14 protein-coding genes are annotated in these 12,950 nt (G+C 72.0%); 7 read left to right on the top strand and 7 right to left on the bottom strand.

The annotated features are described in order from the left end of the window. Positions 1-31: 31 nt before the first annotated feature. Positions 32-1,483, top strand: coding sequence for a glycine hydroxymethyltransferase (locus AB0Q90_RS37075; protein ID WP_363165054.1), 1,452 nt, complete (start codon positions 32-34; stop codon positions 1,481-1,483). Between the two features lie 36 nt (positions 1,484-1,519). Here the strand turns inward: AB0Q90_RS37075 and AB0Q90_RS37070 are convergent, their stop codons facing one another. The 4 genes from AB0Q90_RS37070 to AB0Q90_RS37055 form a co-directional block, all read right to left on the bottom strand. Beyond that, positions 1,520-2,251, bottom strand: coding sequence for a hypothetical protein (locus AB0Q90_RS37070; protein WP_363165055.1), 732 nt, complete (start codon positions 2,249-2,251; stop codon positions 1,520-1,522). A gap of 33 nt (positions 2,252-2,284) precedes the next feature. After that, on the bottom strand, positions 2,285-2,965 hold the full coding sequence (locus tag AB0Q90_RS37065; RefSeq protein WP_363165056.1) for a hypothetical protein: 681 nt from the start codon (positions 2,963-2,965) through the stop codon (positions 2,285-2,287). Between the two features lie 168 nt (positions 2,966-3,133). Further along, positions 3,134-3,982 carry a hypothetical protein gene (locus AB0Q90_RS37060; protein ID WP_363165057.1) on the bottom strand — a complete coding sequence of 283 codons (849 nt, stop codon included), beginning with the start codon at positions 3,980-3,982 and terminating at the stop codon, positions 3,134-3,136. After that, positions 3,975-4,535, bottom strand: a complete 561-nt coding sequence (locus tag AB0Q90_RS37055) for a sigma-70 family RNA polymerase sigma factor (protein ID WP_363165058.1) — start codon at positions 4,533-4,535, stop codon at positions 3,975-3,977. Before AB0Q90_RS37055 ends, AB0Q90_RS37060 begins: the two co-directional genes overlap by 8 nt. 142 nt (positions 4,536-4,677) lie before the next feature. On the opposite strand from AB0Q90_RS37055, the gene trpS reads away from it, so the two are divergent. Together trpS and AB0Q90_RS37045 are read left to right on the top strand one after the other, a co-directional pair. Continuing rightward, complete coding sequence (gene trpS, locus AB0Q90_RS37050) at positions 4,678-5,691, top strand: tryptophan--tRNA ligase (RefSeq protein WP_363165059.1); 1,014 nt, start codon at positions 4,678-4,680, stop codon at positions 5,689-5,691. Positions 5,692-5,829: 138 nt separating this feature from the next. Beyond that, positions 5,830-6,408, top strand: coding sequence for a 2'-5' RNA ligase family protein (locus tag AB0Q90_RS37045; RefSeq protein WP_363165060.1), 579 nt, complete (start codon positions 5,830-5,832; stop codon positions 6,406-6,408). 22 nt (positions 6,409-6,430) lie between these two features. Here the strand turns inward: AB0Q90_RS37045 and AB0Q90_RS37040 are convergent, their stop codons facing one another. Together AB0Q90_RS37040 and AB0Q90_RS37035 are read right to left on the bottom strand one after the other, a co-directional pair. Then, the gene (locus tag AB0Q90_RS37040; RefSeq protein ID WP_363165061.1) at positions 6,431-7,186 is read right to left on the bottom strand and encodes a decaprenylphospho-beta-D-erythro-pentofuranosid-2-ulose 2-reductase; all 756 of its coding nucleotides are present in this window, start codon (positions 7,184-7,186) and stop codon (positions 6,431-6,433) included. 19 nt (positions 7,187-7,205) lie between these two features. Then, a complete protein-coding gene (locus tag AB0Q90_RS37035; protein ID WP_363165062.1) occupies positions 7,206-8,561 on the bottom strand; it encodes an FAD-binding oxidoreductase in 1,356 nt (451 codons plus the stop codon). 132 nt (positions 8,562-8,693) lie between these two features. Here AB0Q90_RS37035 and AB0Q90_RS37030 point away from each other — a divergent pair, with 132 nt between their 5' ends. Genes AB0Q90_RS37030 through AB0Q90_RS37015 form a run of 4 tightly spaced genes read left to right on the top strand, consistent with a single transcriptional unit; the run spans position 8,694 to position 11,620 of the window. Continuing rightward, positions 8,694-9,287, top strand: coding sequence for a phosphatase PAP2 family protein (locus AB0Q90_RS37030; RefSeq protein ID WP_363165063.1), 594 nt, complete (start codon positions 8,694-8,696; stop codon positions 9,285-9,287). After that, positions 9,280-10,266 (top strand): decaprenyl-phosphate phosphoribosyltransferase, encoded by a 987-nt coding sequence (locus AB0Q90_RS37025; protein ID WP_363165064.1) that lies wholly within the window; start codon positions 9,280-9,282, stop codon positions 10,264-10,266. The genes AB0Q90_RS37030 and AB0Q90_RS37025 overlap by 8 nt, the downstream gene beginning before the upstream one ends. Next, positions 10,263-10,730, top strand: a complete 468-nt coding sequence (locus AB0Q90_RS37020) for a GtrA family protein (RefSeq protein WP_363165065.1) — start codon at positions 10,263-10,265, stop codon at positions 10,728-10,730. Before AB0Q90_RS37025 ends, AB0Q90_RS37020 begins: the two co-directional genes overlap by 4 nt. Then, positions 10,718-11,620: a YihY/virulence factor BrkB family protein gene (locus tag AB0Q90_RS37015; protein WP_363165066.1), complete on the top strand. Its 903-nt coding sequence runs from the start codon at positions 10,718-10,720 to the stop codon at positions 11,618-11,620. The genes AB0Q90_RS37020 and AB0Q90_RS37015 overlap by 13 nt, the downstream gene beginning before the upstream one ends. On the opposite strand, the gene AB0Q90_RS37010 is transcribed toward AB0Q90_RS37015, so the two are convergent. After that, positions 11,574-12,866, bottom strand: a complete 1,293-nt coding sequence (locus AB0Q90_RS37010) for a D-alanyl-D-alanine carboxypeptidase (RefSeq protein WP_363165067.1) — start codon at positions 12,864-12,866, stop codon at positions 11,574-11,576. The genes AB0Q90_RS37015 and AB0Q90_RS37010 overlap by 47 nt on opposite strands. Between the last annotated feature and the right edge of the window lie 84 nt (positions 12,867-12,950).

The raw sequence follows: 12,950 nt of genomic DNA, 5'->3' as shown, positions 1-12,950 counted from the left end.
ACCGCAACCGCCACGCCATCCGGAGGCCGCCATGTCGGAGCAGCAGCCCCTCTCCACCGAATCCACCGCCTTCCGCGCAGCCCTCGACGTCATCCGCGCCGTGGAGCCGCGGGTCGCCGACGCCATCGGCCAGGAGGTGCACGACCAGCGCGAGATGCTCAAGCTGATCGCCTCCGAGAACTACGCCTCCCCGGCCACCCTGCTGGCGATGGGCAACTGGTTCAGCGACAAGTACGCCGAGGGCACCGTCGGCCGCCGCTTCTACGCCGGCTGCCGCAACGTCGACACCGTCGAATCCCTCGCCGCCGAGCACGCCAAGGAGCTCTTCGGCGCCCGCCACGCCTACGTCCAGCCGCACTCCGGCATCGACGCCAACCTCGTCGCCTTCTGGGCGGTGCTGGCCGACCGGGTCGAGGCCCCCTTCCTGGAGAAGACCGGCGTCCGCCAGGTCAACGACCTCACCGAGGCCGACTGGGCCGAGCTGCGCAGCGCCTTCGGCAACCAGCGCATGCTCGGCATGTCCCTGGACGCCGGCGGCCACCTCACCCACGGCTTCCGCCCGAACATCTCCGGCAAGATGTTCGACCAGCGCTCCTACGGCACCGACGCGGCGACCGGCCTCCTCGACTACGAGGCCCTGCGCGCCTCGGCCCGCGAGTTCAAGCCGCTGATCATCGTCGCCGGCTACTCCGCCTACCCCCGTCTGGTGAACTTCCGGATCATGCGCGAGATCGCCGACGAGGTCGGCGCCACGCTCATGGTGGACATGGCGCACTTCGCGGGCCTGGTTGCCGGCAAGGTGCTGACCGGCGACTTCGACCCGGTGCCGCACGCCCAGATCGTCACCACCACCACCCACAAGTCGCTGCGCGGCCCGCGCGGCGGCATGGTCCTGTGCGACGACTCCCTCAAGGACCAGGTCGACCGCGGCTGCCCGATGGTCCTCGGCGGCCCGCTCCCGCACGTCATGGCCGCCAAGGCGGTGGCGCTGGCGGAGGCCCGCCAGGACTCCTTCCGCGACTACGCCCAGCGCATCGTCGACAACTCCCGGGCCCTGGCCGAAGGCCTGATGCGCCGGGGCGCGACCCTGGTGACCGGTGGCACGGACAACCACCTGAACCTCATCGACGTCGCCACCTCCTACGGCCTCACCGGCCGCCAGGCCGAGGCCGCCCTCCTCGAATCGGGCATCGTCACCAACCGCAACGCGATCCCGTCCGACCCGAACGGCGCCTGGTACACCTCCGGCATCCGCATCGGCACCCCCGCCCTGACCACGCGCGGTCTCGGCATCGCCGAGATGGACGAGGTCGCCGGTCTCATCGACCGCGTCCTGACCACCACGGAGGCCGGCACCACCAAGTCCGGCGCCCCCTCCAAGGCCGCCCACATCCTCGACGCCAAGATCGCGGACGAGATCTCCCGCCGCGCCACCGACCTCGTGGCCGGCTTCCCGCTGTACCCGGAGATCGACCTCGGCTGACAAACGCCCTCTTGAGTTGTCAAAGAACGGTGACTCTCACAGATCGATGAGCTGCTGTCGTGGCTCCTCACGCGGCGGTCCGGCTCCCGGCCGGGCCGCCGCGCGGCGTATCGCCAGCGTGCCGCCCACCCCGGCCGCGAAGCCCACGGCCAGTCCCGGTATCGCCCACCAGACCCCGTCCCCCGCCGGATCCGACGCGTCCCCGGCCGAAGCGCCCCCGCCCGGTCCGTCCTCCGGCGCGCCCAGCGCCCCCGCCCGGTCCAGCCGCTCGAAGACGGAGCGCGGCGCCCGATGCCAGCGGATGTCGTCGTCCTCCACCTCCGGAGCCGGATCCGACCGCACCCACGGTGTGCCGTCCTCGGCGACGAACAGCTGGTCCTGCCGCTCGACGGCCACGTCCCCGCCCGGCGCCCGGTGCGTCATGGGCCAGCCGCCGACTCCCGTCAGCCCCCACACCACGGTGAGCCGCACCGGCGGATGTCGGCCCTCGACCCAGGCCGGGGGCACCCGCTCGGTCGCGGTGTAGGTCGGTTCCAGCAGCTGCCAGAGCCGGGCGAAGTGCGGCTCGCCGGAGCGCACCGCGGTCGGCCGCCCCGCACCGCCCGTGACCACCATCGCCAGATCGGGCGCGTCCGCCGTCGGCCCGGACGGCACTCTCCCCGCAGCGGCAGCCGCGGTCGTCTGCGATCCGCCGCCCAGAGCCGACGCCACCGCGGCCACTGCGAGCAGCGCGATCCGCATACGCGCCCGCCTCCTGCTGTCGGCCATGTGTCCCCTCCCCACCGTCCTACGCCCCGCTCCTCATACGTCCCGCAGCTCCTGCCTGGGCCCAGGCTCCCCGCGCACCCCGCTGAAGGGCAGCCTCACGGCGAAGGGACGAAGCACCAGGGCCAGGGCCGCACCGGCCGCCGCGCCCGGCAGGGCCCACCACCAGTCGGTGCGGTCGCCCGCCCCCGAGGCCTGCTCCCGGGGCGCCGGTGCCGCGGTGTCGGCAGGTTCCGTCGACTGCGCCGCCCCCGGCGCGACGGCCGCATCGGCGGCGGTTTCGTAGACCTCCCGCAGCGAGAAGGGGGACGAGACGTCACCGGGTGCGACCTTGCCCAGCATGTCCAGGTCGGTCAGCAGGGCGCGGAGCCGGTCGGGCTGCGGGACGCGGTACCAGCTGCCCTTTGTCGGCTCGGTGATGTTCATGGTCTGGTGCACCCAGACGTCCGTGCCGTCGGTGACCGGGTAGATCCGGTCGATCCGCCAGGGAGAGGTGTCGTGTATGAGCCAGGTGACGCTGATCTGCCGCTCGGCCCGCGCATCCTCGGGCGGTTTGCCGAGGGTGCCCGCCTGGAGGAGCGAGTCCAGCTGGCCGTACTCCCGGTCCGAGTAGTACAGCCCCGTCGTCCGGCCGCTCTCCGGGGAGACCAGCAGCGCGCTCGTCGGCCCCCCGGCCGAGGCGGGTGCCGCGCCCCACCCGAGCAGCGCGAGCGTCACCGCCAACGCTCCTGCCAACGCCGCCGGTCGACGGCTTCCGTTCCTGCGGCCGAGCCCACGCCTGCGCATCCGAACCCCCTACCAGCCGATCGCCGTGCGGCCCGCCCGCGAGCCGCGTGTCACTTCTGGTACACCGCCCGACCCGCCGGGGTTCCCACCCCGGGCCAACTATTCGGAGGACTTCTCCAGCGACCGTGCGATCTCCACCGCCCCTGCCTTGGACGCCACTCCCTCCAGCCGGAGCGTGACCGTCCCGTCGGTCGCGGCGCCGCTGCCATGGGTCCACAGCAGCGTCGGTCCGGCCGTCCGCTCCTTGCGCGTGTAATGGGCTCCGTCGGCGTCCACCAGCCAGAAACTCAGCAGATGAGGACGGGCGAACCACAGCGCGTCGCCGCCGTCGGCGCCGTCGGCGTCCAGGGTGATCCAGTCCGGCTGCTCGGTCACGGTCTTGGTGAACCCGATGTCCAGGCTCGCCCGGAACTCGTCCAGCCGTATCGTCCGCCCGCCCTCGTGCCAGCACAGGCTCACCAGATAGCGCCCCTGCGGCTCACCGGTCACCGTCACCGCGTCCGGAGCGCCCAGCGCGTCCGGCACGACCGGCGCGAACCCGGCCCGGCGCTCCGCCTGCGCCGGCGACACCGACCCGTGGCAGCGGGGTACCTCGGCGCTCGCCGAGGGCCGCGCCGAGGGGTCGTAGCGCACCTCGACGCCGCCGAAGCCGAACCAGTCGAAGACCGCCGCCCGCACCGGGGGCGTGAGCACGAGCACCGTGAGCAGACCGCACAGCACCGCGGTCAGGGAGCGCCGGCGGGACCGCGCCCAGCGCCGCACCGACCGCAGCCGGTCCGCGGCCCCCGGCGGCTCGGCCACCGGCACCGGAACCTGCTCGGCGAGTATCTGCCCCAGCACCCGCTCGACCATCGTCTCGGCCCCGTCCGCCCCCGGCCGGTCCAGGGAACGCCCGAGGGCCCGCAGCTCCTCCGGCAGCTCGGAGCGGCCGTGGCGCTCGTCACCCATGCTCTTCACCCCCTTCCCGAGGCTCGAAGTCCGGCAGCAGCCTGCCCAGCTTGCGCAGCGCGCGATTCAGCCGGGACTTCACCGTCCCCCGGGGCCAGCCCAGCGCCTGGGCCGTCTCCGACTCGTCCATCTCCAGCAGATAGCGGTAGGTGACGACCAGACGGTGCTCCTCGCTCAGCTCCTCCAGGGCGGCCATCAGCGCCGCACGCCGCTCGGTGTGCAGCGTCGCCACCGCCGGGTCCGCCGACTCCGGTATCAGCGGTTCCGCCTCCACCAGGGCCGCCTCCCGGCCGACGAGCGTGCGCTGCCGGGCCGCCGTCCGCACTGTGTTCCTCGTCTCATTGGTGACGATCGACAGCAGCCACGGCCGGAACGCCGAGCCGTCCTTGAACCGTCCCAGCGCGCAGTACGCCTTGACGAAGGCCTGCTGCACCACGTCCTCCGCGTCCGCACCCGCCCCCAGCGCGGTGGCCGCCCGAAGTGCGATGCCCGTATGGGCACGCACCAGCTCCGCGTACGCCTCCGGCTCTCCGGCGCGTACACGTGCGATCACCGCGGCCTCATCGACGATGCGGCCCCCCTCCCGCGTCCTCACACTCTTGTTACACCGCAGGAGACAGATCGGTTCCCACCTGTTGCCGACCAGTTCGCCGTCAGTTCCGGATCGGGCCCGCCGACCTGAGAGAATGGTGAACATGGCCTCTGATCGACCCCGCGTGCTTTCCGGAATCCAGCCCACCGCAGGCTCGTTCCACCTCGGCAACTACCTCGGCGCCGTCCGTCAGTGGGTGGCCCTGCAGGAGACCCACGACGCGTTCTACATGGTCGTCGACCTGCACGCGATCACGGTCCCGCAGGACCCGAAGGACCTGCGCGACAACACCCGGCTGGCCGCCGCACAGCTGCTCGCCGCCGGTCTCGACCCCGAGCGCTGCACGCTGTTCGTCCAGAGCCACGTCCCCGAGCACGCCCAGCTGGCCTGGATCATGAACTGCCTCACCGGCTTCGGCGAGGCGTCCCGCATGACCCAGTTCAAGGACAAGTCCGCCAAGCAGGGCGCCGACCGCGCGAGCGTCGGCCTGTTCACGTACCCGATCCTCCAGGTCGCCGACATCCTGCTCTACCAGGCCAACGAGGTCCCGGTCGGCGAGGACCAGCGCCAGCACATCGAGCTGACCCGCGACCTCGCCGAGCGTTTCAACGGCCGCTTCGGCGCGACCTTCACGGTTCCCAAGCCGTACATCCTCAAGGAGACGGCGAAGATCTACGACCTTCAGGACCCGTCGATCAAGATGAGCAAGTCGGCGTCCACGCCGAAGGGCCTGATCAACCTCCTCGACGAGCCCAAGGCGACGGCCAAGAAGGTCAAGAGCGCGGTCACCGACACCGACACCGTCATCCGCTTCGACGCCGAGAACAAGCCGGGCATCAGCAACCTGCTCTCGATCTACTCGACCCTCACCGGGGCGGGAATCGCGGAACTGGAGCAGAAGTACGACGGCAAGGGCTACGGTGCGCTCAAGACGGATCTCGCCGAGGTCATGGTCGAGTTCGTGACGCCGTTCCGGGAGCGGACCCAGCAGTATCTGGACGACCCGGAGACGCTCGACTCGATCCTGGCCAAGGGCGCGGAGAAGGCGCGCGCTGTCGCCGCGGAGACGCTGTCCCAGGCCTATGACCGGGTCGGCTTCCTGCCCGCCAAGCACTGAGGCGCACCACCGCACAGACGTACCAATGGACAGAGCGCTGCACATCACTACGGTTGCGCCTGCCCACAGCACAGCCGTGGCCGTACAGTCGATAGCCGGACGGCCGGCACCGAAGCCAACAGGACGACAGGAGACGACGTGGGGACCGTAACGATCGGCGTGTCGATCGCGGTCCCGGAGCCTCACGGCAGCCTGCTCCAGGAGCGGCGCGCGGGCTTCGGCGACGCCGCGGCTCACGGCATCCCCACGCACGTCACCCTGCTGCCGCCGACCGAGGTCGAGGCCGCGCTGCTGCCCGCGATCGAGGCGCACCTGGTCGAGGTCGCGGTCGCCGGGCGGCCCTTCCCGATGCGGCTGTCCGGCACGGGGACCTTCCGGCCGCTGTCGCCGGTGGTGTTCGTCCAGGTCGTCGAGGGGGCGCAGGCCTGCGGCCGGCTCCAGAAGCAGGTGCGCGACGCGTCCGGGCCCGTGGCGCGCGAGCTGCAGTTCCCGTACCACCCGCATGTGACCGTGGCGCACGGTATCGACGACGCGGCGATGGACCGCGCGTTCGAGGAACTCGCCGACTACGAGGCCGAGTGGCCGTGCACCGGGTTCGCGCTCTACGAGCAGGGCGCGGACGGTGTGTGGCGCAAGCTGCGGGAGTTCGTCTTCGGCGGGGCCGTCGTGCCGCCGCAGGCGAGCCACGCGGAGCGCGGCTCGATTCCTGCGGGGTAACGCGCCCCCGGACCGGCGCCCCTCAGACCGGCAGTCGCCGGAACAACCCCCGCGGCACGTGCCGCAGCGCCGACATCACCAGCCGGAGTGCGCCCGGCACCCACACCGTCTCCGAGCGGCGCCTCAGGCCCAGTTCGATCGCCGTCGCGACCGCCTCCGGCGTGGTCGAAAGGGGGGTCTCCGCCAAGCCTGCCGTCATCTTCGACCGTACAAAGCCGGGGCGTACGACCATGACGTGGACGCCCGTGCCGTGCAGGGCGTCGCCCAGGCCCTGGGCGAAGGCGTCGAGGCCCGCCTTGCTGGAGCCGTAGATGAAGTTGGCGCGGCGGGCGCGCTCGCCGGCGACGGAGGAGAGGACGACCAGGGAGCCGTGGCCCTGGGTCTGGAGCGCGCGGGCGGTCACCAGGCCCGCCGAGACCGCACCCGTGTAGTTGGTCTGGGCGACCCGCACCGCGGCGACCGGTTCGCGTTCGTCGTGGGCCTGGTCGCCGAGGATGCCGAAGGCCAGCAGGACCAGATCGATGTCGCCCTCGGCGAAGACCTTGCCGAGGACCGTCTCGTGGGACTCGGGGGCTAGGGCGTCGAAGGCGACGGTGTGCACCTCGGCGCCCAGGGCGCGCAGTTCGGCCGCGGACTGTTCCAGGGCGGGGGAGGGGCGGCCCGCCAGCCACACCGTGCGGGTGCGGCGGGCGATCAGACGGCGGGCGGTGGCCAGCGCGATCTCGGACGTGCCGCCGAGGACGAGCAGGGACTGGGGCATTCCGAAGGCGTCCTTCACGGCAGCTCCTAAGACAGGACTAGAGGTTGAGACGGCGGGCCAGGTCGGAGACGAACACCCCGCGCGGGTCCGCCTCGGCGCGCAGCGCGCGGAAGTCGGCCAGGCGCGGGTACATCGAGGCGAGCAGCTCGGGGCGCAGCCGGGAGTCCTTGGCGAGGTAGACCCGGCCGTCGGCCGCCGCCACCGCCTCGTCGAGCTCGTCGAGGAAGGCGCCGAGGCCGGGCAGGTTCGCCGGGATGTCCAGGGCCAGCGTCCAGCCGGGTGCGGGGAAGGACAGCCAGCCCGGGTCGGCCTCCCCGAAGCGCTTGAGGACGGCCAGGAAGGACGGGCAGCGGCGCTCGGAGATGCGCCGGACGATGTCGCGCAGGGCGTCCTCGTGGCCGTAGCCGACGACGAACTGGTACTGCACGAAGCCGCCGCGGCCGTAGACGCGGTTCCAGTGAGGGACGCCGTCCAGGGGGTGGAAGAACGCGGAGAGCTTCTGGAGTTCGCCGGTACGCGCGCGGGGGGCCTTGCGGTACCAGAACTCGTTGAACAGGCCCACGGTCCGTCGGCTGAGCAGGCCCTCGGGAAACAGGGCGGGCGCGGCCGGCAGCCGGGCGGGGCGGAAGGCCAACGGGTCCCTGCGCGCGCGTGTGCCCTCGCGCAGCGCCTCCAGGGGGGCGTGGTCGCCGCGGGTGAGGACCGCGCGGCCCGTCGCCGCGCCGCGCGCGAGCAGGTCGATCCAGGCCACCGAGTAGCGGTAGCGGTGGTCGGTGGCGGTCAGCCGGGCCATGAGGTCGTCGAGGTCGGTGGCGCGCTCGGTGTCGACCGACATCAGCGAGGTCTCGACGGGCAGCAGCCGGATTGTGGCCGCGAGGATCACGCCGGTCAGGCCCATGCCGCCACAGGTCGCGTCGAACAGCGGGGTGCCGCGCGGGACGGTGCGGATCTCGCCGTCCGCCGTGAGCAGCTCCAAGGACACCACGTGCCGGGAGAAGGAGCCCGACACATGGTGGTTCTTGCCGTGGATGTCCGCGCCGATCGCGCCGCCGACCGTCACCTGGCGGGTGCCGGGCGTCACCGGCACGAACCGGCCGAGCGGCAGCAGCACCTGCATCAGCCGGTGCAGGGAGACGCCCGCGTCGCACAGCACGGTGCCGCCGTCGGCGTCGATGGCGTGGATCCGGTCAAGACCCGTCATGTCGAACACGGCCCCGCCGGCGTTCTGCGCCGCGTCCCCGTACGCCCGCCCCAGGCCCCTCGGGATGCCCCCGCGGGCCCCGCACTCACGGACTGCCGCCGCGGCCTCCTCGTAGCTGCGTGGGCGGATCAGACGGGCCGTGGTGGGAGCGGTACGGCCCCATCCCGTGACGGAAACGGTGTCGGCAGGCATGTCGGCGACCGTATCGCCCATTAATGAGCGATTAGTTGTGAAACATTCATCCCTCCCCGAAATGGGTGATTAATGGGATGTCGCTCAATATTGCCGGAGTTCCGGCCGGGTTGACGTGAACAGTGAGTCCCCATGGACCACCTGGACCACACGGACCACCACGACGACCTCGACGCCATGGACCACCGACTCCTCTCGGCGCTCCGCGCCTACGGCTCGGACCCGCGCGTCGCCCGTGCCGCGCGCGCCCTGTCCTGGGCCGGGGAGCACGGTGCCCTGTGGCTCGCGGCGGGCCTCGCGGGAGCCGCCGTGGACGGCGCGCGGCGCGACGCCTGGTTGCGTGCGACGGCGCTCACTGCCGGCGCGCACCTCGTCAGCATGGGGGTGAAAAGGGTGGTGCGCCGCCCGCGCCCCGCGCACGTCGAACCCCTTGTGCGCACGGCGGGCGCGCACTCCTTCCCGAGCTCGCACGCGACCTCCGCCGCGGCCGCCGCCGTCGCCTTCGGCACCCTCGGGGCGCGCGGCGCACTCCGCACACGCGGAGCGCGCACGGCGCGCGCCACCGCGGCCGCCGCCCGCGCCGTCCCGCCCCTCGCCGCCGCCATGTGCCTCTCGCGCCTGGTCGTCGGCGTCCACTACCCCTCGGACGTGGCGGCGGGCGCGGCCCTCGGGGCGCTCACGGCGCGCATCGGGGCGCGCTGGATGACAGGGAGCGCCCATGACTGAGACAGCGCCTCTCACGAGCGCCGCGCGCACCAGGGACACCGCGCTCCTGGAGCAGCGCACGCCCCCACGGCACCACGGCACCCCGCCCCACCGCACCGGCGGCGTCCTGCGCGGCCTGCTCAGAACCGCCCGCCCCAAACAGTGGGTCAAGAACGTCCTCGTCGTCGCCGCTCCCGCCGCCGCCGGACAGCTCTTCTCGACCCGCGCCCTCACCCAACTCGCCCTCGTCTTCGTGCTCTTCACCGCCTGTGCCGCCGCCGTCTATCTGATCAACGACGCGCGCGACGCCGACGCCGACCGCGCGCACCCCACCAAGCGGCACCGCCCGGTCGCCGCCGGCCAGGTCCCCGTACCGGTCGCCTACGCCGTCGGCGGCGCCCTCGCCGTCCTCGCACCGGCCGCCGCGGCCTGGCTGAGCTCGCCCCTCGTCGCGGCCCTGCTCGCCGCCTACCTCGGCATGCAACTGGCCTACTGCGTCAGCCTCAAGCACGTCCTGGTCGTCGACCTCGTCGTCGTCACGACCGGCTTCCTGATGCGGGCCATGGTCGGCGGACTCGCCCTCGGCATCCCGCTGTCGCGCTGGTTCCTGATCACGACCGGTTTCGGCGCGCTGTTCATGGTGTCGGCCAAGCGCTACTCCGAAGCCGTCCAGATGGCCGGAAAGGCGGGCGCCACGCGCGCGTTGCTCACCGAGTACACCACCGGCTACCTGCGCTTCGTCTGGCAGCTGGCGGCCGGTGTCGCCGTCCTCGGCTACTGCCTGTGGGCCCTGGAGGAGGGCGGGGTCCCGCACACCAGTGTGCTGCCCTGGCGGCAGCTGTCCGTGGTCGCCTTCATCCTCGCGATCCTCAGGTACGCCGTCTTCGCCGACCGCGGCACGGCCGGCGAACCCGAGGAGGTCGTCCTGGGCGACCGCGCCCTCGCCCTGATCGGCCTGGTCTGGCTGGCCATGTACGGCCTGGCGGTGGCGAATTGGTGAGCGTTCCCGGCGCCGGTCGACACGCGGGCACGCGCGCGTGGACAACCAACCGCAGCGAACTCCTCGGCTTCGCCGCCGCCGGCCTGCTCGCCTACGCCGTCGACCTCGCCCTGTTCACCTGGCTGCGCGGACCGGCCGGTCTCGACCCGCTCACCGCCAAGGCGCTCTCCTTCGTCGCCGGCTGCTCGGTGGCGTACGCGGGCAACGCGCTGGGCACCTACCGGCACACGCGCGCGAGGGGCCTGCGGACGTACGCCGTCTTCTTCGCGGTGAACGTCGCCGGCGCCCTCGTACAGCTGTTGTGTCTCGCCGTCAGCCACTACGGCCTCGGCCTCACCTCCCAGCGCGCGGACACCGTCTCGGGCGCCGGAGTGGGCATGGCACTGGCGACTGTCCTGCGTTTCTGGGGAACCCGGACATGGGTCTTCCGCAGTGAGGGGAGAGTCGGATCATGGACTGGCTGAAAAAGCTCCCCGTCGTCGGGCCGTGGGCCGCCCGGCTGATGACCACGCACGCGTGGCGGTCGTACGAGCGCATGGACCGGGTGAAGTGGACGCAGCTGGCCGCGGCGATGACGTTCACCAGTTTCGTCGCGCTGTTCCCGATGCTGGCCGTGGCCGCCGCGATCGCCGCCGCGACCCTCAGCCAGGAGCAGCAGGACACGCTGGAGGACAAGATCGCCGAGCAAGTGCCCGGCATCTCCGACCAGCTGAACATCGACGGCCTGGTGGAGAACGCCGGCACCGTCGGCCTCATCGCCGGCGCACTGCTGGTGCTCACCGGCATCAGCTGGGTCGGCTCCATGCGCGAGGGCCTGCGCGCGGTGTGGGAGCTGGACGACGAGCAGGAGAACCCCGTCCTGCGCAAGGTGAAGGACGCGGGCGTCCTGGTCGGGCTCGGCGGCGCTGTGCTCGTCACCCTCGGCACCTCCACCGTGGCCTCCGCGCTGGTCGGCCGGATCACCGAGGAGCTCGGCATCGAGGAGGGCGGCTGGGGCGGGGTCCTGCTGCGGATCGTCGCCTTCTCGGTCGCCGTCCTCGCCGACTTCCTGCTCCTGCTGTACGTCCTCACCCTGCTGCCGGGCGTCGAACCGCCGCGCCGCCGCCTGATCGTGGCCGCGCTGATCGGCGCGGTCGGGTTCGAACTGCTGAAGCTGCTGCTGAGCGGCTATATGCAGGGCGTGGCCACGAAGAGCATGTACGGCGCCTTCGGCGTGCCGGTCGCCCTGCTGCTGTGGATCAACTTCACCGCGAAACTCGTGGTGTTCTGCGCGGCATGGACGGCGACCGGCACCAAGGAGGAAGAGGTCACCGACGACGACGTACCAGATCCGGCAGCGGCCACCGGCGGTTGATCAGGAACGCGCCGCCCGCGAGCAGCACCAGCAGCCCGCCGGTCATCGCGAGCGCGATGCCGATGCCGCTCGAACCGTTCGAGGCCTGGGTGGAGGCCCCCACCGCGGGCTTGCCGGACGCCTCGCCGCTCGCGCTGCCGCCGGCCTCCCCGGAGGCGTTCGCACCGGGTTGCGCGCTCGCCTGCACCGCGCTCTTCGGCGGCACCAGCTCGCCCACCGGCTCCACCTTGCCGGCCGCCTTGAAGCCCCAGTCGAAGAGTTTCGCGGTCTCCTTGTAGACCTCGTTGTGCTCGTCCTTCTCCGGGTTCATGACGGTGACGAGCAGCACCCGGCCGTCGCGCTCGGCGACTCCGGTGAAGGTGGCGCCCGCGTTCGTGGTGTTGCCGTTCTTGACGCCCGCGATGCCCTGGTAGACGGGCACGTCGGAGTCGCCGCTGAGCAGCCGGTTGGTGTTCTGGATCTCGAAGGACTCGCGGACCTTCTTGCCCTTCTTGTTCTTCTTCGTCTCGCCGGGGAACTTCGCGGTGACGGTCGAGCAGTACTCGCGGAAGTCCTTCTTCTGCAGCCCGGAACGGGCGATCAGGGTCAGGTCGTAGGCGGAGGAGACCTGCTCGGGAGCGTCGTAGCCGTCGGGGGAGACTGCGTGGGTGTCGAGGGCCTGGAGCTCCTCGGCGTGCTCGTTCATCTCCTTGACGGTGTTTTTCACGCCGCCGTTCATCGCGGACAGCACGTGCACGGCGTCGTTGCCGGAGCGCAGGAAGACGCCGAGCCACAGGTCGTGGACGGTGTAGGACTCGCCCTCCTTTATCCCGACCAGGCTGGAGCCAGAGCCGACCTTCGCGAGGTCGGAGGGGACGACCTTGTGCTTCGTGGAGGAGGGGAACTGCGGCAGCAGGGTGTCCGCGAACAGCATCTTCAGGGTGCTCGCCGGGGCGAGCCGCCAGTGCGCGTTGTGCGCCGCGAGCACCTCGCCGGACTCGGCGTCGGCGACGATCCACGACCGCGCGGACAGGTCCTTGGGCAGCACCGGCACCCCGCTCGCCAGCTGCACCTGGGTGCCCGGCTGCCCGAGCCGCTCGCCGCCCACCGTCGACATGTTCGCGGGAGGAGTGGCCGAGGGGCTGGCCGAAGCGCTCGGCGACGGACTCGGGGCCGCGTACGACAGAGGCGTACTCAGCGCCAGGGACGACAGGACGGCGGAAGTGACCAGCAGGGATCGCCCGGCGGTCTTCTGGGGTGCGGACACGGACGAGAACGTACAGGGCACGGCAGGTGAAGTCCCGCCCCGACCCCCACCCCGGCCACGGAACCGGACAAGCGGCGGTGATAC

The organism is Streptomyces sp. NPDC079141 (genome assembly GCF_040686775.1).
Classification (GTDB): Bacteria; Actinomycetota; Actinomycetes; order Streptomycetales; family Streptomycetaceae; genus Streptomyces.
Note: the sequence above shows the minus strand (reverse complement) of the source record. Positions and strands in the feature narration are given on the sequence as shown.